This is a genomic window from Rhodopseudomonas sp. RCAM05734 (genome assembly GCF_052658035.1).
On sequence record NZ_CP199742.1, the window covers coordinates 4,141,295 to 4,162,013 of the forward strand.

The window sequence follows — 20,719 nt, forward strand, 5'->3', positions numbered from 1 at the left end:
CGGCGGATCACGTCTGTTGGGGCTCACGAAACTCGGCCAACGCGCGCGCCATGGCGACAAAGCCGGAGACCGGCACGGTTTCGGCGCGCCGGGTGGGATCAATGCCCGCAGCAGCGGCCAGCACGGCCGGGTCGACAGTCAGCCCCTTCAGACTCTGCCGGAGCATCTTGCGGCGCTGGCCGAACGCAGCCGCAGTGATCCGCTCGAGGGTCTTGCGGTCGCACGGCTCTGGTGACACGCGGGGCACCAGCCGCACCACGGACGAGGTCACCTTCGGTGGCGGCACGAAGGCGGCGGGCGAAATGTCGAACAGGATTTTGGTTTCGCAGCGCCAGTTGGCGAGCACGCCTAGGCGACCATAGGCCTCCTCGTCTTCTCGCGCGACGATGCGTTCGGCGACCTCGCGCTGAAACATCAGCACCATCGTGTCGTACCAGGGCGGCCACGGCTCGATGCTGAGCCAGTCGACCAGCAACGCCGTCGCAATATTGTAGGGCAGGTTGGCGACGATCTTTGCCTGTTCCCCGCCAAGCAACGGCCGCGGATCGAAGGTCGTGGCGTCGCCGCTGATGATCTCCAGCCGGCCGGGATAGTGCTTCAAAATATCCTGCAGCGCGCCGAGCGCGCGTTCGTCGCGCTCGATGGCGATGACCCGTCTGGCGCCGAGCGCCAGCAGCGCGCGCGTCAGGCCGCCGGGGCCGGGACCGATCTCGATCACGGTGGCGTTTTCCAGCGGGCCGGCCGCGCGGGCGATCCGGGTGAGCAGGTTGAGGTCGAGCAGGAAGTTCTGGCCGAGCGATTTGCGGGCCGACAGGTCGTAGGTGCGAATGACGTCGCGCAGCGGCGGCAGGTCGTCGATTCCCGATGTCATCGGTTTTGCGCCGCGGCCATGCGCGCGGCCAGGTGCAGGGCCGCGATCAGGCTGGAGGGATTGGCGCGGCCGCTGCCGGCGATATCGAAGGCGGTGCCGTGGTCGGGCGAGGTCCGGATGAACGGCAGGCCGAGGGTCACGTTGACGCCGTCGTCGAAGGCGATGGTCTTGATCGGGATCAGCGCTTGATCATGGTACATGCAGATCGCGCAGTCGTAGGTGGCGCGGGCGGCGGGATGAAACATAGTGTCTGCGGGCAGCGGGCCGCGAACATCGATGCCTTCGTTGCGCAGCACCGTGATCGCCTGCGCGATGATGGTCTGTTCCTCGTCGCCCATGGTGCCGTCTTCGCCGGCATGGGGATTGAGGCCGGAGATCGCCAGGCGAGGCCGGCGCAGTCCAAAGCGAGCGCGCAGATCGGCCACGACGATGCGCGCGGTGGCGGTGATTAAATGGCTTGAGAGTTGTTCAATGGCGTCGCGCAGCGAGACGTGGATAGTCACTGGCACCACGGCGAGCGTAGGCGACCACAGCATCATTACCGGCATCGGCGTAACGCCGTCGCGGGCTGCCAGCTCGGCGAGGAACTCGGTGTGGCCGGGATGGTTGAAGCCGGCGCGGTACAATACGCTCTTGGCGATGGGATTGGTGACCAGACCGGCGGCGCGACCGGCCTGTACGTCGGCCACGGCCTGACGGATCGATGCGATCGCCACGCCGGCGCTGGAGGCGTCAGGATGGCCCGGCCGTGCGGTCGTGGTTGGGCCGCAGGGGACCACCGGCAACGCATCAGCGAACGTCGCCGATGCTTCTGCGGGGGACACCACAGCGATCGGGATGTCGAGATCAAGAGTGCGCGCTCGCGCGGCGATGAAATCGAGATCGCCGAGCAGATAAAACGGCGGCAGCTTTTGTTCGTGCCGTCGTAGCCATGCGGCGAGCGCGATGTCAGGCCCGATGCCCGCCGGTTCACCGAGTGTCAGCGCGAGAGGATTTGCCATGCAGCCGCCCAGAAGCGCGTTGATGCGCAGAATATGAAGCCAGTGCGGCGGCTTACTGCCGGTATTCGATCATTGCGGCTTTGCGGACTTCTTGCAGGTAGGCCTTGGACTTGGCCTCGAACTTTTCTGCGAACATCTTTTCGCGGATTTCACGCTTCTTCGGCGTGTCGATCTTGGTAGGCTTGCGTGAGCACAGCGCCACCATTTCGATGCCCTGTTTGGTCACCTCGGGTGGTGTCAGGTGACCCACCGGTGTCTTGTCGAGCAGATCGCGCAGGTTGGCCGGAATATCGGCGGACGTCTTCGTGACGGTGTCGCGGATCGTCGCGTTCTGCATCGACTTGAAGGTGCTGTTGGCTTCCTCGCAAGTCTGCACGCGTTCGCGCACGGCGTCGGCTTCCCTCTTGCGGGATTCCATCTGGCTGGCAGGTGCGCCGCGCGGAACGATCAGGACCATCGGGCGCAACTGATATTCAAAGGCTTCCGCATTGCTGTCGCCACCGGCGCTCTGGACCGCCGCTTCGACCTCTTTTTCGCCAACCTGCAGGCTCTGCTTGAAACGCCCGCGTACGAGCGCATTCCAGACCATGTCGGCCTTGAGCCGGCTTTTCAGCGTGTTCGGCCGGATGCCCTTGGAGGCGAGCGACTGGACCAACTGATCGGGCGTGATACGCATCCGCGAGCTCATGCTGCCGAAGGCGGAATCGACTTCGGAAGATCCCGGCTCGATGCTGTACTTCTTGCCTTCCTTGATCTTGACCTTTTCATTGATCAGTTCGTCGATCACTTCCTGCCGGCTTGGGGACTTCTGCGTCGACAGGACCGTCAGCTTGGTGCGCTGCTCGATATCGAAATTGGTGATCGCTTCGCCGTTGACCATTACCGCGACCGATTGGGCCCGCAACTGCGAGCCGTAGCACGTCAGGATGACGGCCGCAGCGATGACGACGCGGAGGATTCGTTTGGAAACGGAGGTGCTCATTGTCAGAACTGCCGCATCAACCATAAATTCAATCTCGATTCGTCGCGCCGCAACGGCAACGGAGCAGCGTTACTGTACGCCTGCTCCCGTGCTGGCGGCAGCCGTGGTTCCGAGTGTCCGCAGTCCGAGCTGGAATCCGAAAACATGGCTCAGGACGGGCGCCGCTGTGCCGACCGCATAAGCGTACGATGTCCCGTAGGTGGCAGCTAAAACGAAGCAGTCGTCAACGTAGCCAGCGCCGATAGTGTACTGGTTAATCTTGTTCGCTTCGAGATCCCATCGCGCGGCGCCGGTCACCACCCAGTTAGCGGCGACCTTGACGGAGCCCGAGGCCAGCAGGCCTTCGCGGCGTGTCAGGTAGCCGAGATCCACCTGGGGCGCGTAGTTGCCGTACATCAGGCTGACCGACCAGCGATCGAAGCTGGCGCGGCCTTCGGCCTCAAAACGTGAAACCGCCGAGGTCTGCTCGTCGATGCGGGCGCGGGTGCTGAAGGTATAGGTCCGGTTCGGCGAATAGTTGATGCGGGCGACGTAGTCAGACTTCGCGGTTGCGAGACCCGAATCCACACCGGTGTTGGTGAGGTCAGCGACGGCGAAGGAGTTCATGCCGAACAGCTGGTAGGACTGGCCGAACAGCACGTTCACCGAACCGCCGCGGTCGAACTGTGTGGTCGCCTGAACACCGACATTGGCGCGGCCGCCGCCTTCGACGCGGTCATTGCCGGAGAACTTGTCGACGCTGAACAGGTTGCTTGCGTCGAAGTTCAGGCTCTGTGCGTCCTCGTTCGGCAGCTTGCCGGCATAGGTCTCGTTAGGACGAATGATGACCTGGGCGATCGGCTCGATGGTTGTGGTGCCCCACGGCTGAACGTTGATGAAGGGATAGCGATACTCCAAGCCAACGGTCGGCATGACCCGCAGTGCCTGGGTATCGCCGGGGGTCAATCCCATGGCAGCAACGCCCGGCTGGTTGGAGATCGACGAATCGATCGCATCGACGCGGAGCATTGCGAACGGCGTGAAGATCTGGCCGAAGGAATCCGTATACGACTTGCGCCACTGCGCTTCGGCCGAAAAGCGGGTGTAGGTTCCAGGGGCGCCACTTAGGATGCAGTTGGCGCGGACCACCTTGCGGGCTTCAGCCGTATCAGCACTCGTCGGCGCGCATCCACCGCTGGTAATCGCACTGAATGCTGCCGTGTCGCGGCTCAGGCTGGTGAAGTTGGTCTTGTAGCTGAATTCGCCGCCAACAATATTGTTCTTGATGACGTTGTTGTAGTCCACCACGGGATGGATCACCGGCACCTGGCTCTGGTTGCCGGAATAGCTGAGGTAATAGATCGTCCGCGCATCGAAGAAGCTGCGCGTGCCGACGCCAGTCAGATAGAGCTGCGAAACCGCCTCTGTCTGCAGGTTCAGCAGCGATGCCATCGGGTCCTTGTACAGGGACAGCCGATAATCCTGCAGGAAGGTGTAGTCGCTGAGCGCAACCGCATCCCAGCCCCAGATCCACTTGTCGTTGATGGCAAACTGGCCCTTGGATTCGACGCCGCCGCGGAAGTCCTTGTCGCCGGGGGCGCCGGCATAGGCCGAGCGATCCTGCTGGTTGATGCCGTACGCGCGGATCGAATACGCGCCGTCCATCAGCCGTTGGCGGAATTCTCCCTGCAGCAGCAAGCCCTGCTTGGACGTGTAGCGAGGTGCGATCGTCGCATCGTAGTCGGGAGCGATGGCCCAGTAGAAGGGCGCCTCGATTCCGTAGCCGTTCGCCGTCGTGTTGGTGAAGCTCGGCATCAGAAAGCCGGTCTTGCGCTTCACGGTCGGGTCCGGCGTCGAGAAGTAGGGCATGTAGGCGAGGGGCACACCGAAGAACTCGATCCGGGCGTCCTCGAAATACAGCATCTTGTCGGTCTGGTCGTGGATGATGCGGGCACCCTTGACCTGCCACAGCGGCGGCCTCTTCGGATCGTCCTTACAGGCCGCGCAGGCAGTGTAGACGCCGTTCTGGAACACCGTGTAGTTGCCGGAACTGCGGTCCAGTCGCGTGGCCGCCATGCGGGTCGCGTCGGCGGTGTCCATGCGCAGCGAATCGACGAAGCCGTCGCGGTAGTCATCGCTGAGATCGAGCAGATTGGCATACGTAATCTTGCCGTCGGCGTCCGTCATGCGGACGTTGCCTTCAGCATGCAGGCGCTTCGTCTTCTGGTCGTAGATGACCTTGTCGGCCTCCACGGACGTTCCATTATAGAACATCTGCACGCTGCCGACGGCCGACACGCGCGAATTATTGTAATCGTAGTCGACCTCGACGGCCTGGACCAGCATCTGCCCGGTCTGGGCGGCCGGCGGCGGCTTCGGTCGCGTATGCGGTGCGTTATAGGTGAAGCTCTGGGCAGCCGCCGGCGTTATCGCAGCACCGCTTATCGCGATGGCAATTCCCAACACAGACACACACAACGACGCCAGAACGGAAGGCGCGTAGCATCGGGCGCAGCGCATGCTCATGCGCCGCCCCGACTTAGGCGTCCGTTCTTGGAGGGCGGCGAAAACGGCCACTACCCGTCCTCCTGGTACAACAAGGCCAAAAAGCCGGTGAGGCCGCCCACACATACAGGCAGCCACGCCGCAGCGATCGGATGCATCAACTCAGCCTTGCTCAAATCTTCAGTCACTTTGGACAGAACATAGAGCAGAAAGCCCGCGCCCACGCCACTCAAAACCATCTTCTGGACTCCGCCCATGCGGAAGAACCGCAGGCTGACCGAAGCTGCAAGCATGACCATCGCAGCCAGCAAAAATGGCTGTGCAATGAGTTTGTGGTACTGCAGACGATAACCTGCGGTTGCAAAGCCAGAACTTTCCGATGACTTGATATAGGACGGGAGTTGCCAAAATGACACGGTTTCGGGGGTCGAGAAACTGTTGCGGACCTGGGCCGGGGTCAGCGAGGTGGCCAGATACATGGTGTCCTGATCGACTGCCGGCGAATCGAGGGTGTAGCGCCGTACCGACTTGAACAGCCACCGGCCGGTCTCCAGCGATGCCTCGCGAGCCTCGATCCGCTCCATGAACTGAAAGTCCGTGCCGAAACGGAACACTGTCAGCCCCGTCAGGCGCATACCCTGCTGTTCGCTGCGGGCGGCATTGATGATCGCCTGGCCCTCGCTGTTGACCTGGTTGATCCAGAAGCCCGAGGCGTCCTGCACGCCGCCGCCAGGGGCGTCGCCGAACAGTTCGGCCTCCATCTTCTTGGACAGTTCGCGCAGATTGGCGGACATCGGATTATACGCCACGGTGGCTAGCACGCCGAGCACCAAGGCGCACACCAGCGCCGGCGAAATGAACTGCCATGCCGACACGCCGGCGGCGCGTGCCACGACCAGTTCGAGCCGCCGCGACAGTGCCAGGTAGCAGGTCATTGCCCCGATCAGGATGCAGAACGGCATCATCTTTTCGAGCAGTTGCGGCACGCGGAACAGCGACGTCTCCGCCACCATCAGCGCGGAGGCGGTTGGCAGCCCGGAGGTTCGCCGCACCATCTCGATGTAGTCGACCAGCACCAGCAGCATGAAGATGCTGACGAACACGCCGACCGCAGCCGTCAGGAAGCGACCGGCAAAATATCGCCCAAGGGTGTTGGTCACCATGCTCATGTGGCAACAGGCCGCCGACCCAGGCGCGACCAGCGCAGCAGCCGCGCGTTCGATCTGTTGATGGCTTCCATCAGGCCGGCCGGCGGTTCGATGACGATGCCGCCGGCAATGATCCAGACGCTGGCGCCAATGGCTGTAAACAGCATGAGGTACTGGAAGGGGGCTGCAAAACTCGATTTGGCGGCCATGACGGATGCGGCAAACCCCGCCATGCGCAGTCCGAACACCGCGGCGATCGAACAGCCGATGGAGAAATTGCGGCTTTGCCGCGTGGTGCGCGGGGTGCCGAGGAAGGCGAAGGTAAGGGCAGCGAAGGCGAACGGATAGAGGGGCGCCGTGAGGCGATCATGCAGCTCGGCGCTGAAGGCGCCAGGCATCTGCACATAGACCGGATCGTCTGCCGGCGGCGACACCAGCTCCCACAGGTAACGCTCGCGGATTCCGTAAGTGACGTCCTTGCTTCGGTTGGAGAATTTCGACATGTCGAACGCGTAGCGGCCGAATGCGACCATGGCCGGATCGGTCTTGCCGAGCTCGAAGCGTTCGAGATTGCCATCCTCGAGGATCAGGAAGGAGCCGTCGCCGTTCTTCATGACGGTGCCGTGGTCGGCGACGATGGAGACGCGTTCCTTGGGATCGCGACGGTCGTCGACGAAGATGCCGACCAGCAGCCCGCCTGGCTGCCGCTCGCGAATGCGCATCGTGAGATTCTGGTCGAGCTGCGCAAAGCGGCCGGGCTGCAGGATGTTCGACATCACGTCGGCGGTGATCTCGGCGTCCCAGCGCTTCAGCCGGCGCATGCCGTCCGGCGCCAGATAGGAGCCGATGAACGCGACCAGAAGCGCGACGACGACGGTAGCGTACAAAAATGGCCTGAACAGCCGCAGCGGCGACATGCCCGCGGCATTGATCACGATGATTTCCGAATCGGTCGCGAGCTTGGTGAGCGTGTGCGACACCGCGATCATCAGGGCGATAGGCGCGATAATGAACAGCAGTACGGGAATGGCGAGGCTGGTCACGCCGAGAAAGGTCAGGATGGTCTGACCCTGGCTCGTCATCAGATCGATTCCGCGCAACGCCTGCGTAATCCAGATCACGCCAGTCAGGCTGACCAGAACTAGCGCAAACGACGCAAGCGTCGTGCGGAAGATATATCTGTCGATTGACCCCATCGGTCAGTTCAATCCCATCCCAGCCCGAAATCCGCCTGCGTGGCCAATCCCGGTGAGGGATCCCCCATAGTCACGCCGCCGTGTTCTGACTGCACACTCTCTCACTTACCATCCCTTTGATTGGTCAACAAAATGGCCGGCAGATGGCTCACTGGGGATATGGTTAATTATCCTTTACCATGTGGCCCGGGGGCCACTAGGGCGCCCCTGCAGATCGGCGTCGAAGGCCGACCGGCGCTGGCCGCGCGCGCCGGTGCTTGACCTATCTATCGTACGGCAGGCATCCGGACATGGAGGCGTTGTTTCCGTACAGCACTAGAGACGAGACTGGACGTGCCCCCGGTTCCAATGCACGAAACTGCGCCCGCGGGGCCATATAAGGTCAGAACCTGACTTGACGGCTCTGGCTGTGGCGACAACAAAACGTCTGAACCGCCGCACCGACCGGATTCTCGCCCGACCTCTGCGACACACCTGACTTTTTGGAGGATTTCCCTATGCCCGATGCCGTCAAGGTCGGCTTTGTTCCGTTTTCCGCTGCCGCGCGCGGCGTTCTCGTGGTGTTCTGCGACGACTCGCTGAAGCTGGGCGCGGCCACGGCCAAGGTGCTGGGCGCTGCCGCCGCCACCGTGAAGCGGGCTGCTTCCGCCAGCCAGTTCAAAGGCAAGAACGCCGCCGCCCTCGATATTCTCGCCCCTGAAGGTCTCAAGGCGACTCGGCTGATCGTGATCGGCACCGGCAAGGTTGCGGATCTCAAGGACGCAGACATCCTCAAATTTGGCGGCGTGCTGGCCGGCAAGATCACGGCGGGCACCGATACGGTTACGGTGATGGCCGAATTGCCGGACGGCGCCATGACGCCGGGGCAGGCCGCGTCCATCGCAACAGGCGTGCTGCTGCGCGCCTACAAGTTCGATCGCTACAAGACCAAGAAGAAGGACGGCGACGATACCGCCGTCAAAGCTGCGGTTTCGATCGCGGTGGAAGATGTTGCGGCGGCGAAAAAGGCGTTTGCGCCCGAGGCGCACATTGTCGATGGCGTGATTCTCGCCCGCGAGCTGGTCAACGAGCCGCCGAACGTGCTGTTTCCCGCCGAGTTCGCGCGCCGCGCTTCCGAACTGAAGAAGCTTGGGGTTGTGGTCGAGGTGCTCGACGTCAAGGCCATGGCCAAGCTCGGCATGGGCGCGCTGCTCGGCGTGTCGCAGGGCTCGACTCAGCCCGGCCGCATGGTGGTGATGCGCTGGAACGGCGGCAGGAAGGGCGAGCAGCCGGTCGCCTTCGTCGGCAAGGGCGTCACCTTCGACACCGGCGGCATTTCCATCAAGCCGTCGGGCTCGATGGAGGACATGAAGGGCGACATGGGCGGCGCCGCCTGCGTGGTCGGCCTGATGCATGCGCTGGCCGGCCGCAAGGCCAAGTGCAACGTGGTCGGCGCCATCGGCATCGTCGAGAACATGCCGGACGGCAACGCCCAGCGGCCCGGCGATATCGTCACCTCGATGTCCGGCCAGACCATCGAGATCATCAATACCGACGCCGAAGGCCGCCTCGTGCTGGCCGACGTGCTCTGGTACGTGAAAGAGAAGATCAAGCCGAAGTTCATGGTCGATCTGGCGACCCTGACCGGCGCGATCCTGGTTGCGCTCGGCACCGAACATGCAGGACTGTTCTCCAACAATGACGAGTTGTCGGAGCGGCTCTATGCGGTCGGGCAGGCCACCGGCGAGAAGGTCTGGCGGCTGCCGATGGGGCCGGAATACGACAAGATGATGGACTCGCAGTTCGCCGACATGAAGAACGCCGGCGCCCGCAATGGCGGCTCGATCACCGCCGCCCAGTTCCTGCAGCGTTTCGTCGGCGACACGCCGTGGGCGCATCTCGACATCGCGGGCACCGCCATGGGCGCACCCAAGACCGAGATCAACCAGAGCTGGGGCTCGGGCTACGGCGTCCGTCTGCTCGACCGGCTGGTGGCGGACTATTACGAAGCCGGCAAGTAGCGCAGACGGCCCGACCCGATGACCGAAGTCCTGTTCTATCACCTGCAAGACATGACGCTGGAGAACGTCCTGCCGCCGTTGCTGGAGAAATCCCTGGCGCGCGGCTGGCGGGTGGTGGTGCAGGCGTCGTCGGAAGAACGGGCGGATGCGCTGGATGCGCATCTGTGGACCTACCGTGAGGATTCCTTTCTGCCGCATGCCACCTGGCGTGCGGCAGATGCGGCGGACCAGCCGGTGATTCTTGCGGTGGAGGAGGGCAATCCGAACGGGGCTCAGGTCAGGTTTCTGGTGGACAATGCTGGGCTGCCGGCCGACGGCGAACTTTACGAACGCATGGTGCTGGTCTTCAACGGCGACGATCCCGACGCGCTGGCCATCGCCCGTGCGGCCTGGACCGCCAGCAAGGCCCGCGGCTTTTCGGTGGCCTACTGGCAGACCGACGAGCACGGGCGATGGCAACGCAAGCAATAGGTATTGTTTGATATTAATGATAATCTGCGGTTTCGTCGGCGGCGCTTGTCTCCAGCCATGGTCGTGCCGCAAATGGATGGTGTTACAGGCGCTTAGGCGTTGTGGGAATTGAGTTCATCGTGCGACACGAGAAACATCACCGGATCGGACTGTTCGTTCTGCTGCTCGCGGGCCCCTTGCTTGCCGGTTGTGCGGGCATGGGCGGCGACATGTTTTCGTCGGACCTGCTGTCCAAGGACGCGGACTGGTTTTCCAGGCCCGGCCGGGTCTTCATCAAGAATGTGTCGATCGACAGCCCGCCGCTCACCCCCGACAAGCCGGTATCTGCCGAGGATCTGATCAGCGCCGATGGCATGTGCCCCGGCATGGCGCCACCCGGAGCGACCGATGCCAATGCACTCGCCGATGGCGCGGCCGGCGCGCCGGCCGGTGAGCGGCCCGGCGTGGTCGCGCTCGGTCATACCGAATGCGACGTGGCGCGCGGCAACGGCGCGCCCGACAGCGTCAACCTCTCCAACAATCCGCGGGGCGATCGCGTCGCCGTGCTGACCTATTCGCGTGGCGCGCGACCGGGGATCTACACGTTTACCGCCGGGCGTCTGACCATGGTCGAACGCGGCCCCGAGCCGGTGCAGCAGCCGAAGGTCGCCCGGCCGAAGCCGAAGAAGCGCGCCGCGACGTAGGCGAAGTGCGCGTGGGCCGGGCTTAGGCGCCGGCCGCTTCCAAAATCCTCTGATCACGTTTGGGCGCAAAGCGCAGCGCGTCGTTCGCGCCGAGCGCGGTCAATGGCGCGCGCTGCCTCGATGCCCCGCCACCGGCATTGCTTTCCAGCATCCCGATGACCACCGGTGACGCGTTCCGCAATTTCGATTGCGGCGCTGTCGATCAAACCAAAATCCATCGCCGGTCGCGCGTGGGCAAACGGCACAGTTCCGTGCGGACCGAACCATTCGCGCGCGGTTGCAGTCTAGGTCTGTGGGCGACACCACAGCGAGGACGAACGATGGAACGACTGCGCGTAGAGCCGATCTCGACCTATCTCGAACGATACCGCAAGGGACTGGCCTTTCCGGTCGTGATCGCCAATGGCTTTGTCTATCTGTCCGGGCTTCCGCCGTTCGATCCCGACACCGGCGAGGTCAGGCCTGTGCCGTTCGAGCGCCAGGTCGAGATCGTGCTGCAGCAGATGAAATTATGCCTGGAGGCCGCCGGATCGTCGCTGCGGCAGATCGTCAAGTGCAACGTCTATTGCACGCCCGACCCGTCGCATTTCGCGCGGTTCAATGCGGTCTATGATCGCTATTTTTCAGGCGATTCACCGGCGAGAATTTTCCTGCATGTGCCGTCATGGCCGGGACCGTTCGACGTCGAAATCGACTGCGTGGCAACGGCCGGGCGGGCGTGAACGCGCTCAGCCGTTCGCTTCGTCGTACTGCGTGCTCGCCGCGAGCCACTGCTCTTCGGCCCGTGCCAGCGCGCTTTCGGCGCCGGCGCGCGCCTTGCTGAGCTGTGCGGCCTGCTTGGGATCCTTCTTGAACAGGCCGGGCAGGGCGAGCGCGGTATCGATTTTTGCAATGATGCCGTTGATGCGGGCCATCTCAGCCTCGGCGTCGGCGACGCGCTGCTTCAGCGGGACCTTCTTCTCTTTCGGCTTCGCAGGCTTGTCCTTGTCGCGGCTGTTGTTCTGGCCGTTGTTGCCGGTGGCGGCGCGGTCGCGCGAACTGGCGCGCATGCCGCGCTGCTGCATCACGATGCGGCGGTAGTCATTGAGATCGCCGTCGAAATTGGTGACGGTCTTGTCGGCCACGATCCACAACTGGTCGGCGCAGGCCTCGATCAGATAGCGATCATGGGACACCATGATAACGGCGCCGGGATATTCGTTGATCGCTTCGGCCAGGGCCGCGCGGCTGTCGATATCCAGATGGTTGGTCGGCTCGTCCAGGATGATCATGTTGGGGCCGAAGAACGTGGCAAGCCCAAGCAACAGCCGGGCCTTTTCGCCGCCCGACAGGCTGTTGACCTTGGTATCGCCGGCCTTGCCGGAGAAACCGATGGAGCCGACGCGGGCGCGCACCTTGCTCTCATGCGCGTCCGGCATCAGCTTGCGGACGTGGTCGTAGGGCGAGGCGTCCATCACCAGCTCATCGAGCTGATGCTGCGCGAAGTAGGCGATCGAGAGCTTCTCGGCGCGGGTGATCGAGCCGGAAAACGGCGCCAGCTTGTTGGCAAGCAGTTTCACCAGTGTCGACTTGCCGTTGCCGTTGGAGCCGAGCAGCGCGATGCGATCGGCGGTGTCGATGCGCAGCGTGACCTTGTTGAGCACGGGATGCGCGGGATCGTAGCCGACCGAGACGTTGTCGACGGCGAGGATCGGCGGCGACAGGATCTTTTCCGGCGCGGGAAATACGATCTCGCGAACGTCCTGGTTGACGAGTGCGTTGATCGGCTTCATCCGCTCCAGCATCTTGACGCGGGACTGCGCCTGCCGGGCCTTCGAGGCGGTCGCCTTGAAGCGATCGACGAATGACTGCAGGCGCGCGCGCTCGGCCTCCTGGCGCTTGACGTTCTTGGCGTCGAGCATTTCCTTGTTGGCGCGGAATTCCTCATAAGCGGAATAGGTGCCGCGATAGTGCACCAGCTTGCCGCGGTCGAGATGCAGTATCTGGTCGACCGAGGTGTCGAGCAGGTCGCGGTCATGGGAGATGACGATCACGGTGCGCGGATAATTGGCGAGATGGTCCTCGAGCCACAGCGTGCCTTCGAGATCGAGATAGTTGGTGGGCTCGTCGAGCAGCAGCAGGTCGGGCGCCGAGAACAGGGTCGCGGCCAAGGCCACGCGCATCCGCCAGCCGCCGGAAAATTCCGAGCAGGAGCGCTCCTGGTCGGCGGTCGAGAAGCCCAGACCGCTGAGAATGGCGGCGGCGCGCGACGGCGCCGAATGGGCATCGATATCGACCAGCCGGGTCTGGATCTCCGCGATCCGATGCGGATCGGTGGCTGTCTCCGCTTCTTCCAGCAAAGCGGCGCGTTCCAGATCAGCCTTGAGCACCACCGAGATCAGGCTCGGCGGGCCGTCGGGAGCTTCCTGCGCGAGGCTGCCGATGCGCCAGCGCGGCGGAATCGAGATACTGCCGGTTTCCAGCGGCAGATCGCCGCGGATGGCATGAAACAGGGTGGATTTACCGACGCCGTTGCGACCCACGAAGCCGACCCGTGAGCCCGGCGTAATCTGCGCCGATCCCTCGTCAATAAGCAGGCGGCCGGCGATCCGGATCGATATGTCTGTGATTGAAAGCATGCGGGGTTGTCACCGCTGCAGCGCACAAAGGCAAGTCGATTGTCGCTGGATCGGCCACCAAATAGCGCAGAGCGGCGTCAGGCTCCGCGGGAGCCATGACCGTCCTGGCGCTGCATCTCGTCGAGCAGGGCTTGCAAGCGCGAAGGCAGGGCGCCGGATGCGGGAACCAGATTCTGCCTCAGCCGTTCGCCGATGGCATTGCAGATTGACGCGCTGGTGTTGCGGTCAATGGCCTGTGCTGCATTCTCGTCAACTCGGGATGGCATAGCAATTTCCGATCGCGCGTTGTCATTTCCTGACACATGACCAAGTCGCGCACACCAGAATTGTTTCCGCTTTTGTTGAATTCAGCGGCTTTTGGTGAAAATTGCATGAAATCCTGCCACGCCGGCATCGTCGGGCATTCAGCACCCCGGCCACGGCGGCCGGGGTACTGAATTTCCCGCCTCAATCAGTAACAGCGGTTGATGACCCGCCAGCGCGGACCCCACGGTGTGGGAACCAGCCGCCGCACATAGCATCCGCCACCGCCGAAATAGGCCGGCCCGCCGACGAAGCGGGGACCGCCCCAGCCGCGGTGCCAACCGCCGTGCCAGCCACCGCCGTGCCATCCTCCGCCATGCCAGCCACCGTGGCCGCCCCAGGCGGATGCGGAGGTCGGGGCCAGCGCGGCCGCACCAAGCGAGGCCGCCGCGATTACAGTCAGCGCGAGTTTGCGGAACATGATCGTCTCCTCAAGTCTGGCGCCTCGGCGCCTGCGGTGAATAACCCGGTGCCGAACCGACCGGTCTCAACATCGCAAATCTAGCTGCGGCAAGCTGAACGGCTGTCGCACACCAGAGTCAGGAGGGGTTCATCTTGATGAAATCGTGGTAATGGCAAGCCACGCGGACGGTACCCTGTGGCATTCGACCTGATCTCTTGCCGTTGGGCATTCGCGCCGATATAAGCGCCGCAATCTTCCAGCGACTGTTTTTCAAGGATAAATCATGGCTATCGAGCGTACCTTTTCGATTCTGAAGCCCGACGCGACCGAACGCAACCTGACCGGCGCGATCAACGCCCTGATCGAAAAGGCCGGCCTGCGCATCGTCGCCCAGAAGCGCATCCGCATGACCCGCGAGCAGGCCGAGACCTTCTACGCCGTCCACAAGGCGCGTCCGTTCTTCGGCGAACTCGTCGACTTCATGATCTCCGGCCCGGTGGTTGTGCAGGTTCTGGAAGGCGAGAACGCCGTTCTCAAGCATCGCGACGTGATGGGTGCCACCGACCCGTCGAAGGCCGCCGACGGCACCATCCGCAAGCTGCACGCCAAGTCGATCGGCGAGAACTCGGTGCACGGCTCGGACGCCACAGACACCGCCGCGATCGAGATCGCGCAGTTCTTCTCCGGCAACGAAATCGTCGGCTAATCGCTATCGGCGCCCGGCCTGCCGCTCCGCGGCGGGCCGGACATCTATCTAAAATCACGTTGTGGAGGCTGACTTGGATTGGTTGCTGCATATTATTGACCCGGCAACTATCAAGTCGGTGATCGTTCAGTTCGAAACCGAGATGCAGCAGCCAGCGTTCTGGCTCGCCGTCGGCAAGATCATCTGGATCAATATCCTGTTGTCGGGCGATAACGCGCTCGTCATCGCCATGGCATGCCGCAGCCTTGCGCCGAAGCAGCGCATGTGGGGCATGATCCTCGGCGCCGCCGCCGCCGTCATCCTGCGCATCATTTTCACCGGCATCGTCGCGACGCTGATGGAATTGCCCTACCTCAAGCTGGTGGGGGGCTCGCCCTGATCGTGATTGCCGCCAAGCTTCTGGTTCCCGAAGAAGAGGAAGAGGACGGCGTCCATGCTGCCTCCCATTTGTGGGCTGCCGTGCAGATCGTCGTCGTAGCCGACATCGTCATGAGCCTCGACAATGTCATTGCGGTCGCTGCTGCCGCCAATGGCAGCGTTCCCTTGCTGATCCTCGGCCTTGCAATCAGCGTTCCCCTGATCGTTGCCGGCGCGGCGCTGATCATGGCGCTGCTCACCCGCCTGCCGCTGCTGGTCTGGGCCGGCGCGGCACTGCTGGGCTGGATTGCCGGTGAAGTCATCGCCACCGATCCCGCCATCTCGCCGCTGCTGCATCGGATGTTCGATGGGCCGCTCGGTGCCGGTCTCGATGGCATTCTCGCCAAGCTCGGCCTGGCCATGCGATTTGCCGGCAACGGCCATGGCGGCGAAGTGGTGTGTGGCTTGCTGGGCGTGGTCGTGGTGCTGGCGGTCGGATCGATCTGGCGCCGCAGCCGCACCGCCCATACCGAGCAGGCTGCCTAAGCCACTGCACTCACCATTTGAATTCGATGCCGATCGTCCCCTGGTGGGACTGCGCGGCTGAGCGAAGCTTGCCGTCATAGTTGACGTAGAGCCGGGCTGAGCCGGTGAGGCTCAGCGATGCCGACGCGCCGGCATCGGCGCCGTAGCGACTCTCGCCGATGCCCTGGATGGAGATGGTCTCGGTGCCGAGGCTGACGGTGACCGGGCTGAAGCGCTGCGAGACGTTGTCGACGAACTTGCCATAGGCAGAGAGGTCGAAAATCTTCTGGTCGACGATCCAGTATTGCCCGATTTCCGCGCCGACCAGCACGCGTGAGCGCTCCGCGGTCGCGCCGGTCGCCGCGACCGGGTCGAGGCCGCCGAACTCCTGCAGCGCGTCCGTCGAGGAATGGACGTATTCGAACGCCACCTTCGGCACGATGCGCCCCTGACCGAGGCTCCAGAAGTAGCTGAGCTCGGTGAGCACGCCGTCAATGCGGGCATTGTAGCCGGCCGTGGCGAAGCCGAGGCCGGTGTCGCGGCGGCTATCGATCCTGCCGGATCCGTGCACCAGCGCGATCGCCCAGGTCCACACGCCCTTGTCGATCGCCGCGTTGAAGCCGACCTGGGTGAGATCGAGGGTGGCGGATTGCAGTGCCAGTGGAACATCGATGGAGGTGCGGCTCTGATCGACCGACAGGCCGAGGTTCACGCCTGGCATCACCCGCGCCCCAAAGCCGACCACACCGCCGGCGGTGTTGCGCTTGTCGCCAACAAAATCGCCCACCGCGCCAGTATTGGCGGTGACGCCATAGGCCTCTGCCCAGGTGCGGAAGCCCGGTGCTTCGGTGGCTTCGGAGCCACCGCCGCCGCCGGCATTGGTCCGCAGCGCCTTGTTGAAGCCCCAGGTGGCCTGGTTGCCGAGCCGTCGCAGGAAATTGCTGCCGACATCGGTGAGCGCGATGCCGGCCGACAGCCTGGCATTGCTATCGGCTGCAGATGGAACGGGCACGATGGCCGGCTGCGTGACGACGAGCGGTGGCGTGCCGGGAACGATGACTGGCGGTGTCACAACAGGCGGGGGAGGTCGAATGCCCTGCGCAAGCGCGGAGGCGGGCGCCAGACCTAGCCCAATGACGAAACCGAGCGCCAACGCACGGGCAAACTTGCCACCCGAGCTGTCAGTCTGCGAGTTCCGTATTGTGCTGCGCATGATGGAGCTTCCAGGATCCGGGGCCGACAGCAGATGGTCGACCGGCTCGTCGTCACGATACGCGATTGCTGCGGGATAGCTGCAGTACACGAGGCTTGTGCGGCGCGATTGGAAATCGGCTGTGCTGCGATTGCCACAGTCGCGCTCCGGAAATCGCCAGATAATTCAGTGCGATATGACTTTTTGCGCACCGAGCGCCGCAGCGTGTTCGAGTCTGCGGCAAACGCGGCGCCGGGATCCGGCAATAGAGCTGCAGGAGAGTCAGAGGCGGGCATCGCGGCGTGACGATGCTTTCGCCGCCGGCGTCGCCACTTGCTAACGCGCAAATTTCATGTTGGAATTCCTGCACAATCGGATTTAGGCCGTTCGACTGTGCGTTTGATGAAGGACATTCAGCAGACTACCGAAAGCCGCTTGTGGCGTGGCACGCGTTGAGCGTGGCCGCGTCTTTTTTGTAGCTCAACCAGGAGACCGGCGATGCAAAAGGGCACCGTCAAGTGGTTCAACCCGACCAAGGGTTATGGGTTCATCAAGCCGAATGCGGGGGACAAGGATGTGTTCGTCCATATCTCCGCCGTCGAGCGCGCTGGGCTCAGCACCCTCAACGAAAATCAGGTCGTGGAATATGATCTTGTCGAAAACCGCGGCAAGTCGTCCGCTGAAAATCTGAAAGTCTCGTAACTCGTCACGATCCGCGCAAACCACGGCAAGGCGATCGAATGTGATGCGATCCCCGGCGCAAGCCGGGGTTTTTCATTTTCGGGCAATGTTCAAGTACCCGCGATACAGCGAGCGCCCGAATTGCGCGATCAGGCTTTTGTCTTCTTCGCCGCCTTCTTGGCAGATTTCTTGGCGGGTTTCTTGTTCTTCGGGGCAACCGCCTTTTTCGGGACAACCTCCGGCTTGGCTGGAGCGAGCTTCTGCACCGAGGCGGCTTCGGCGGCGAGTCGCACCGACCGCGCGTAGCTGTCGGCCGCGTTGTCGGCGGACATCAGCAGCCGTCTGGCGGCGGCGGTGCCGTGCTCCATCGTCGTCTTGGCGATCTGCTTGAAGCGTTCCCTGGCGTCCTTGTCCTTTGCCTTGGTAGCGAGCGCCGTGAAGCGATCGCGCCGGCTTTTCACGGCTGCCATGAGGCTCTTGTTCTGTTGTTTCGCAATGTTCCGGATTACGACATCCAGATCGGCGTCAGCCATTGTTCATTCCCTTAAGTGCCATCAGGCAATTCGTTGTTATCAACTATGCAATCGCCGGGATCGCTTGGCAATTGTCGCATGCGCGCGCGGGCCGACCTAGACAATGGCCGGCGATATCATCGTGCCGGCAAGGCTGACGCTCCCGACGGTCTTGCACAGATCGCCATCGAGCCGGGCATCGCCGTTTGCAAGCAACCTCAGTGCTTCCGGATAGATGCGGTGCTCGATCGCCAGCACGCGTGCCGCCAGGGTATCGGCGGTGTCGTCATCGGCAACGGCGACGGCACCCTGCATCACGATCGGGCCGGCATCGGTTTCCGGAATGACGAAGTGCACCGTGGCACCGGAGATCTTGACGCCGGCGCGCAACGCCTGGCCATGCGGATCGAGGCCGGGGAAGGACGGCAGCAGCGACGGGTGAATGTTCAGCATGCGGCCGTACCAGCGCCGCACGAAATCGGCAGTGAACAGCCGCATGAAGCCGCCGAGGCAGATCAGGTCGACGCTGCAATCGTCCAGGGCTTGCTGCAGGGTGGTTTCGAAGGCCGCGCGGTCCTTGCCGAAGGGCTGGCTCTCGACCACCCGCGTGGCAATGCCGCGCGCGTTGGCGCTGACCAGGCCGGGCGCATCCGCCTTGTTCGAGATCACGACGACGATCTCGGCGGGAAAGCCGTCAGCCTTTGCGGCATCGATCAGCGCGGTCATATTGGACCCGCGCCCGGAAATCAGGATAGCGACGCGGCGGCGCATCACGGCCTCACAGGGTCAGGTCGAGATGCCCGTCATAAATCACGCGCTCCTCGCCCTCGGTGGCAATGACTTCGCCGAGCAGCGTCACGACTTCGCCGCCCTCGCGGAGGATGTCCATCACCGCCTGCACGGCGTCGGGCTTGACGATGGCGATCATGCCGATGCCGCAGTTGAAGGTCCGCAGCAGTTCGAGTTCGGCGATGCCGCCTTGTTCGGCCAGCCACTTGAACACGGGCAGCACGGTGAGCGCGTTCAAGTCGATGCGGACGCCGAGGTCCTTAGGCAGCACGCGCGGGATATTGTCGGTGAAGCCGCCGCCGGTGATGTGGGCGAGGCCCTTGACGGCGCCGGTCTCGCGGATCGCGCGCAGGCAGGATTTGACGTAGAGCCGGGTCGGGGTCAGCAGCGCACCGCCCAGGGTCATGATCGGCAGGAACGGCGCTTGCGCGGAATAAGCGAGGCCGGAGTTCTCGACGATCTTGCGCACCAGCGAGAAGCCGTTGGAATGCACGCCGGAGGAGGCGAGGCCGATGACGGCGTCACCGGCGGCAATGTCTTTGGTCGGCAACAGCGTGCCGCGCTCGGCGGCGCCCACGGCAAAGCCGGCGAGGTCGTAGTCGCCGTCCTTGTAGAGCCCGGGCATCTCGGCGGTCTCGCCACCGATCAATGCGCAGCCGGACTCCCGGCAGCCTTCGGCCACGCCGGCGATGACCGCTGCGACGGCCTCCGGATCGAGCTTGCCGCAGGCAAAGTAGTCGAGAAAGAACAGCGGCTCGGCGCCCTGGACGACGAGGTCGTTGACCGACATGGCGACCAGGTCGATGCCGATCCCGTCATGCACGCCGGCTTCGATGGCGATCTTGACCTTGGTGCCGACGCCGTCGGTGGCCGCGACCAGGACCGGATCCTTGAAGCCGGCCGCCTTGAGATCGAACAGGCCGCCAAAGCCGCCGATCTCGGAATCCGCGCCGGCGCGCGCGGTGGCGCGGACCATCGGCTTGATGAGGTCGACCAGCCGGTTGCCGGCATCGATATCGACGCCCGCATCCGCGTAGGTGAGGCCTTTTTTCGGGTCGGTCATGGCCGGTTTCCTGGCATTAAGCAAAACGGTGTAATTTCGGCTGGTTACGTCGGATTCCGGTCGCGTGCAATGGCTCGCAAGCAGGCCCGGTATGGACTATGTACAGCGTCAGCCGGTCAGGGCCGCCAAAGCCCGGATTGCGAAACAGACCGAGCCGGGAAGCCCACGTTGAGTATTCCAAACATTATTACGCTCGGCCGCATTCTGCTGGTGCCGGTCATCGTCTGGGCAATCGCCTCCAGCCAGATGGAAATCGCATTCGCAATATTCGTGATTGCCGGGGTCAGCGATGCCGTGGACGGATTTCTTGCCAAGCGCTTCAATATGGCAAGCGATCTGGGCGCGCTGCTCGATCCGCTCGCCGACAAGGCGCTGCTGGTTTCCATCTATGTCGCTTTGGGCATCTGGGGCGCGGTGCCGCGCTGGATCGTCATTCTGGTGGTGTCGCGCGATATCATGATCGTCGGCGCCGTGATTGTGTCATGGTTGTTCGGCAAGCCGATCCCGATGAAGCCGCTGATGGTGTCGAAGCTCAATACGGTGGCCCAGGTGGCATTCGCCGCCTTGGTTCTCGCGGCCCTCGGATTTGGCTTCAAATCGTCCCCTTACGATTTGATTCTAATGGGTTTTGTGACGGTCTTGACCTTGCTTTCGGTGTCCCTCTATCTGGTCGAGTGGATGCGGCATATGAGCACGATCGAGCCAACCCGCTGATCGCCCTGACCGGGCAGGCC

21 protein-coding genes and 1 pseudogene are annotated in these 20,719 nt (G+C 63.4%); 8 read left to right on the forward strand and 14 right to left on the reverse strand.

What is annotated here, in order from left to right; genetic code table 11:
* Window positions 1-7 precede the first annotated feature (7 nt).
* The 6 genes from rsmA to lptF form a co-directional block, all read right to left on the reverse strand.
* A complete protein-coding gene (gene rsmA / locus ACUXVA_RS19525; protein ID WP_445487600.1) occupies window positions 8-871 on the reverse strand; it encodes a 16S rRNA (adenine(1518)-N(6)/adenine(1519)-N(6))-dimethyltransferase RsmA in 864 nt (287 codons plus the stop codon).
* Window positions 868-1,872, reverse strand: coding sequence for a 4-hydroxythreonine-4-phosphate dehydrogenase PdxA (gene pdxA / locus ACUXVA_RS19530; RefSeq protein WP_413776375.1), 1,005 nt, complete (start codon window positions 1,870-1,872; stop codon window positions 868-870). Before pdxA ends, rsmA begins: the two co-directional genes overlap by 4 nt.
* A 52-nt stretch (window positions 1,873-1,924) precedes the next feature.
* Complete coding sequence (locus ACUXVA_RS19535) at window positions 1,925-2,854, reverse strand: SurA N-terminal domain-containing protein (protein ID WP_265078823.1); 930 nt, start codon at window positions 2,852-2,854, stop codon at window positions 1,925-1,927.
* 69 nt (window positions 2,855-2,923) lie between these two features.
* Entirely contained in the window at window positions 2,924-5,359 is a 2,436-nt protein-coding gene (locus ACUXVA_RS19540) for an LPS-assembly protein LptD (protein ID WP_445487603.1), read from the reverse strand.
* A 50-nt stretch (window positions 5,360-5,409) separates the two neighbouring features.
* Window positions 5,410-6,507 carry an LPS export ABC transporter permease LptG gene (lptG, locus tag ACUXVA_RS19545; RefSeq protein WP_445487605.1) on the reverse strand — a complete coding sequence of 366 codons (1,098 nt, stop codon included), beginning with the start codon at window positions 6,505-6,507 and terminating at the stop codon, window positions 5,410-5,412.
* Window positions 6,504-7,682: an LPS export ABC transporter permease LptF gene (gene lptF, locus ACUXVA_RS19550; protein ID WP_445487607.1), complete on the reverse strand. Its 1,179-nt coding sequence runs from the start codon at window positions 7,680-7,682 to the stop codon at window positions 6,504-6,506. The genes lptG and lptF overlap by 4 nt, the downstream gene beginning before the upstream one ends.
* Before the next feature lie 497 nt (window positions 7,683-8,179).
* Here lptF and ACUXVA_RS19555 point away from each other — a divergent pair, with 497 nt between their 5' ends.
* The 3 genes from ACUXVA_RS19555 to ACUXVA_RS19565 all read left to right on the forward strand — a co-directional run bounded on the left by ACUXVA_RS19555 (window position 8,180) and on the right by ACUXVA_RS19565 (window position 10,836).
* Window positions 8,180-9,682, forward strand: a complete 1,503-nt coding sequence (locus tag ACUXVA_RS19555) for a leucyl aminopeptidase (protein ID WP_445487609.1) — start codon at window positions 8,180-8,182, stop codon at window positions 9,680-9,682.
* Between the two features lie 18 nt (window positions 9,683-9,700).
* Window positions 9,701-10,153, forward strand: a complete 453-nt coding sequence (locus ACUXVA_RS19560; RefSeq protein ID WP_265078822.1) for a DNA polymerase III subunit chi — start codon at window positions 9,701-9,703, stop codon at window positions 10,151-10,153.
* Window positions 10,154-10,272: 119 nt separating this feature from the next.
* Window positions 10,273-10,836 (forward strand): hypothetical protein, encoded by a 564-nt coding sequence (locus tag ACUXVA_RS19565; protein ID WP_413776373.1) that lies wholly within the window; start codon window positions 10,273-10,275, stop codon window positions 10,834-10,836.
* Window positions 10,837-10,858: 22 nt separating this feature from the next.
* Here the strand turns inward: ACUXVA_RS19565 and ACUXVA_RS19570 are convergent, their stop codons facing one another.
* The gene (locus tag ACUXVA_RS19570; protein WP_265078821.1) at window positions 10,859-10,987 is read right to left on the reverse strand and encodes a hypothetical protein; all 129 of its coding nucleotides are present in this window, start codon (window positions 10,985-10,987) and stop codon (window positions 10,859-10,861) included.
* Window positions 10,988-11,156: 169 nt separating this feature from the next.
* Here ACUXVA_RS19570 and ACUXVA_RS19575 point away from each other — a divergent pair, with 169 nt between their 5' ends.
* Window positions 11,157-11,558, forward strand: coding sequence for a RidA family protein (locus tag ACUXVA_RS19575; RefSeq protein ID WP_445487612.1), 402 nt, complete (start codon window positions 11,157-11,159; stop codon window positions 11,556-11,558).
* Window positions 11,559-11,564: 6 nt separating this feature from the next.
* Here the strand turns inward: ACUXVA_RS19575 and ACUXVA_RS19580 are convergent, their stop codons facing one another.
* The 3 genes from ACUXVA_RS19580 to ACUXVA_RS19590 all read right to left on the reverse strand — a co-directional run bounded on the left by ACUXVA_RS19580 (window position 11,565) and on the right by ACUXVA_RS19590 (window position 14,178).
* On the reverse strand, window positions 11,565-13,454 hold the full coding sequence (locus ACUXVA_RS19580; protein ID WP_445487614.1) for an ABC-F family ATP-binding cassette domain-containing protein: 1,890 nt from the start codon (window positions 13,452-13,454) through the stop codon (window positions 11,565-11,567).
* A 77-nt stretch (window positions 13,455-13,531) separates the two neighbouring features.
* Window positions 13,532-13,720: a hypothetical protein gene (locus tag ACUXVA_RS19585; protein ID WP_445487616.1), complete on the reverse strand. Its 189-nt coding sequence runs from the start codon at window positions 13,718-13,720 to the stop codon at window positions 13,532-13,534.
* 185 nt (window positions 13,721-13,905) lie between these two features.
* Window positions 13,906-14,178: a sulfur globule protein precursor gene (locus ACUXVA_RS19590; RefSeq protein ID WP_265078817.1), complete on the reverse strand. Its 273-nt coding sequence runs from the start codon at window positions 14,176-14,178 to the stop codon at window positions 13,906-13,908.
* A gap of 265 nt (window positions 14,179-14,443) precedes the next feature.
* On the opposite strand from ACUXVA_RS19590, the gene ndk reads away from it, so the two are divergent.
* Both ndk and ACUXVA_RS19600 read left to right on the forward strand, forming a co-directional pair.
* On the forward strand, window positions 14,444-14,866 hold the full coding sequence (gene ndk, locus ACUXVA_RS19595; RefSeq protein ID WP_265078816.1) for a nucleoside-diphosphate kinase: 423 nt from the start codon (window positions 14,444-14,446) through the stop codon (window positions 14,864-14,866).
* Between the two features lie 73 nt (window positions 14,867-14,939).
* A pseudogene (locus ACUXVA_RS19600) lies at window positions 14,940-15,769 on the forward strand (TerC family protein).
* 10 nt (window positions 15,770-15,779) lie between these two features.
* Here ACUXVA_RS19600 and ACUXVA_RS19605 read toward each other — a convergent pair.
* Window positions 15,780-16,961: an autotransporter outer membrane beta-barrel domain-containing protein gene (locus tag ACUXVA_RS19605; protein ID WP_445487619.1), complete on the reverse strand. Its 1,182-nt coding sequence runs from the start codon at window positions 16,959-16,961 to the stop codon at window positions 15,780-15,782.
* Window positions 16,962-17,438: 477 nt separating this feature from the next.
* On the opposite strand from ACUXVA_RS19605, the gene ACUXVA_RS19610 reads away from it, so the two are divergent.
* Window positions 17,439-17,642, forward strand: coding sequence for a cold-shock protein (locus ACUXVA_RS19610; RefSeq protein ID WP_265078814.1), 204 nt, complete (start codon window positions 17,439-17,441; stop codon window positions 17,640-17,642).
* 128 nt (window positions 17,643-17,770) lie between these two features.
* Here the strand turns inward: ACUXVA_RS19610 and ACUXVA_RS19615 are convergent, their stop codons facing one another.
* The 3 genes from ACUXVA_RS19615 to purM form a co-directional block, all read right to left on the reverse strand.
* On the reverse strand, window positions 17,771-18,154 hold the full coding sequence (locus ACUXVA_RS19615; RefSeq protein ID WP_265078813.1) for a hypothetical protein: 384 nt from the start codon (window positions 18,152-18,154) through the stop codon (window positions 17,771-17,773).
* Between the two features lie 96 nt (window positions 18,155-18,250).
* On the reverse strand, window positions 18,251-18,904 hold the full coding sequence (purN, locus tag ACUXVA_RS19620; protein WP_265078812.1) for a phosphoribosylglycinamide formyltransferase: 654 nt from the start codon (window positions 18,902-18,904) through the stop codon (window positions 18,251-18,253).
* Between the two features lie 7 nt (window positions 18,905-18,911).
* Window positions 18,912-19,985 (reverse strand): phosphoribosylformylglycinamidine cyclo-ligase, encoded by a 1,074-nt coding sequence (gene purM, locus ACUXVA_RS19625; protein WP_445487622.1) that lies wholly within the window; start codon window positions 19,983-19,985, stop codon window positions 18,912-18,914.
* Window positions 19,986-20,153: 168 nt separating this feature from the next.
* On the opposite strand from purM, the gene ACUXVA_RS19630 reads away from it, so the two are divergent.
* The gene (locus ACUXVA_RS19630; RefSeq protein WP_320109752.1) at window positions 20,154-20,699 is read left to right on the forward strand and encodes a CDP-alcohol phosphatidyltransferase family protein; all 546 of its coding nucleotides are present in this window, start codon (window positions 20,154-20,156) and stop codon (window positions 20,697-20,699) included.
* The last annotated feature ends 20 nt before the right edge of the window (window positions 20,700-20,719 follow it).

Bases quoted from the DNA above. Each gene is read 5' to 3' on its own strand.
- lptF (WP_445487607.1), bottom strand. From the start codon at position 7,682: ATGGGGTCAATCGACAGATATATCTTCCGCACGACGCTTGCGTCGTTT.
- ACUXVA_RS19610 (WP_265078814.1), top strand. From the start codon at position 17,439: ATGCAAAAGGGCACCGTCAAGTGGTTCAACCCGACCAAGGGTTATGGG.
- ndk (WP_265078816.1), top strand. From the start codon at position 14,444: ATGGCTATCGAGCGTACCTTTTCGATTCTGAAGCCCGACGCGACCGAA.
- purN (WP_265078812.1), bottom strand. From the start codon at position 18,904: ATGCGCCGCCGCGTCGCTATCCTGATTTCCGGGCGCGGGTCCAATATG.
- ACUXVA_RS19535 (WP_265078823.1), bottom strand. From the start codon at position 2,854: ATGAGCACCTCCGTTTCCAAACGAATCCTCCGCGTCGTCATCGCTGCG.
- pdxA (WP_413776375.1), bottom strand. From the start codon at position 1,872: ATGGCAAATCCTCTCGCGCTGACACTCGGTGAACCGGCGGGCATCGGG.
- ACUXVA_RS19540 (WP_445487603.1), bottom strand. From the start codon at position 5,359: ATGAGCATGCGCTGCGCCCGATGCTACGCGCCTTCCGTTCTGGCGTCG.
- ACUXVA_RS19560 (WP_265078822.1), top strand. From the start codon at position 9,701: ATGACCGAAGTCCTGTTCTATCACCTGCAAGACATGACGCTGGAGAAC.
- ACUXVA_RS19605 (WP_445487619.1), bottom strand. From the start codon at position 16,961: ATGCGCAGCACAATACGGAACTCGCAGACTGACAGCTCGGGTGGCAAG.
- purM (WP_445487622.1), bottom strand. From the start codon at position 19,985: ATGACCGACCCGAAAAAAGGCCTCACCTACGCGGATGCGGGCGTCGAT.
- lptG (WP_445487605.1), bottom strand. From the start codon at position 6,507: ATGAGCATGGTGACCAACACCCTTGGGCGATATTTTGCCGGTCGCTTC.
- ACUXVA_RS19580 (WP_445487614.1), bottom strand. From the start codon at position 13,454: ATGCTTTCAATCACAGACATATCGATCCGGATCGCCGGCCGCCTGCTT.
- ACUXVA_RS19570 (WP_265078821.1), bottom strand. From the start codon at position 10,987: ATGCTGGAAAGCAATGCCGGTGGCGGGGCATCGAGGCAGCGCGCGCCA.
- ACUXVA_RS19555 (WP_445487609.1), top strand. From the start codon at position 8,180: ATGCCCGATGCCGTCAAGGTCGGCTTTGTTCCGTTTTCCGCTGCCGCG.
- ACUXVA_RS19590 (WP_265078817.1), bottom strand. From the start codon at position 14,178: ATGTTCCGCAAACTCGCGCTGACTGTAATCGCGGCGGCCTCGCTTGGT.
- ACUXVA_RS19575 (WP_445487612.1), top strand. From the start codon at position 11,157: ATGGAACGACTGCGCGTAGAGCCGATCTCGACCTATCTCGAACGATAC.
- rsmA (WP_445487600.1), bottom strand. From the start codon at position 871: ATGACATCGGGAATCGACGACCTGCCGCCGCTGCGCGACGTCATTCGC.
- ACUXVA_RS19585 (WP_445487616.1), bottom strand. From the start codon at position 13,720: ATGCCATCCCGAGTTGACGAGAATGCAGCACAGGCCATTGACCGCAAC.
- ACUXVA_RS19615 (WP_265078813.1), bottom strand. From the start codon at position 18,154: ATGGCTGACGCCGATCTGGATGTCGTAATCCGGAACATTGCGAAACAA.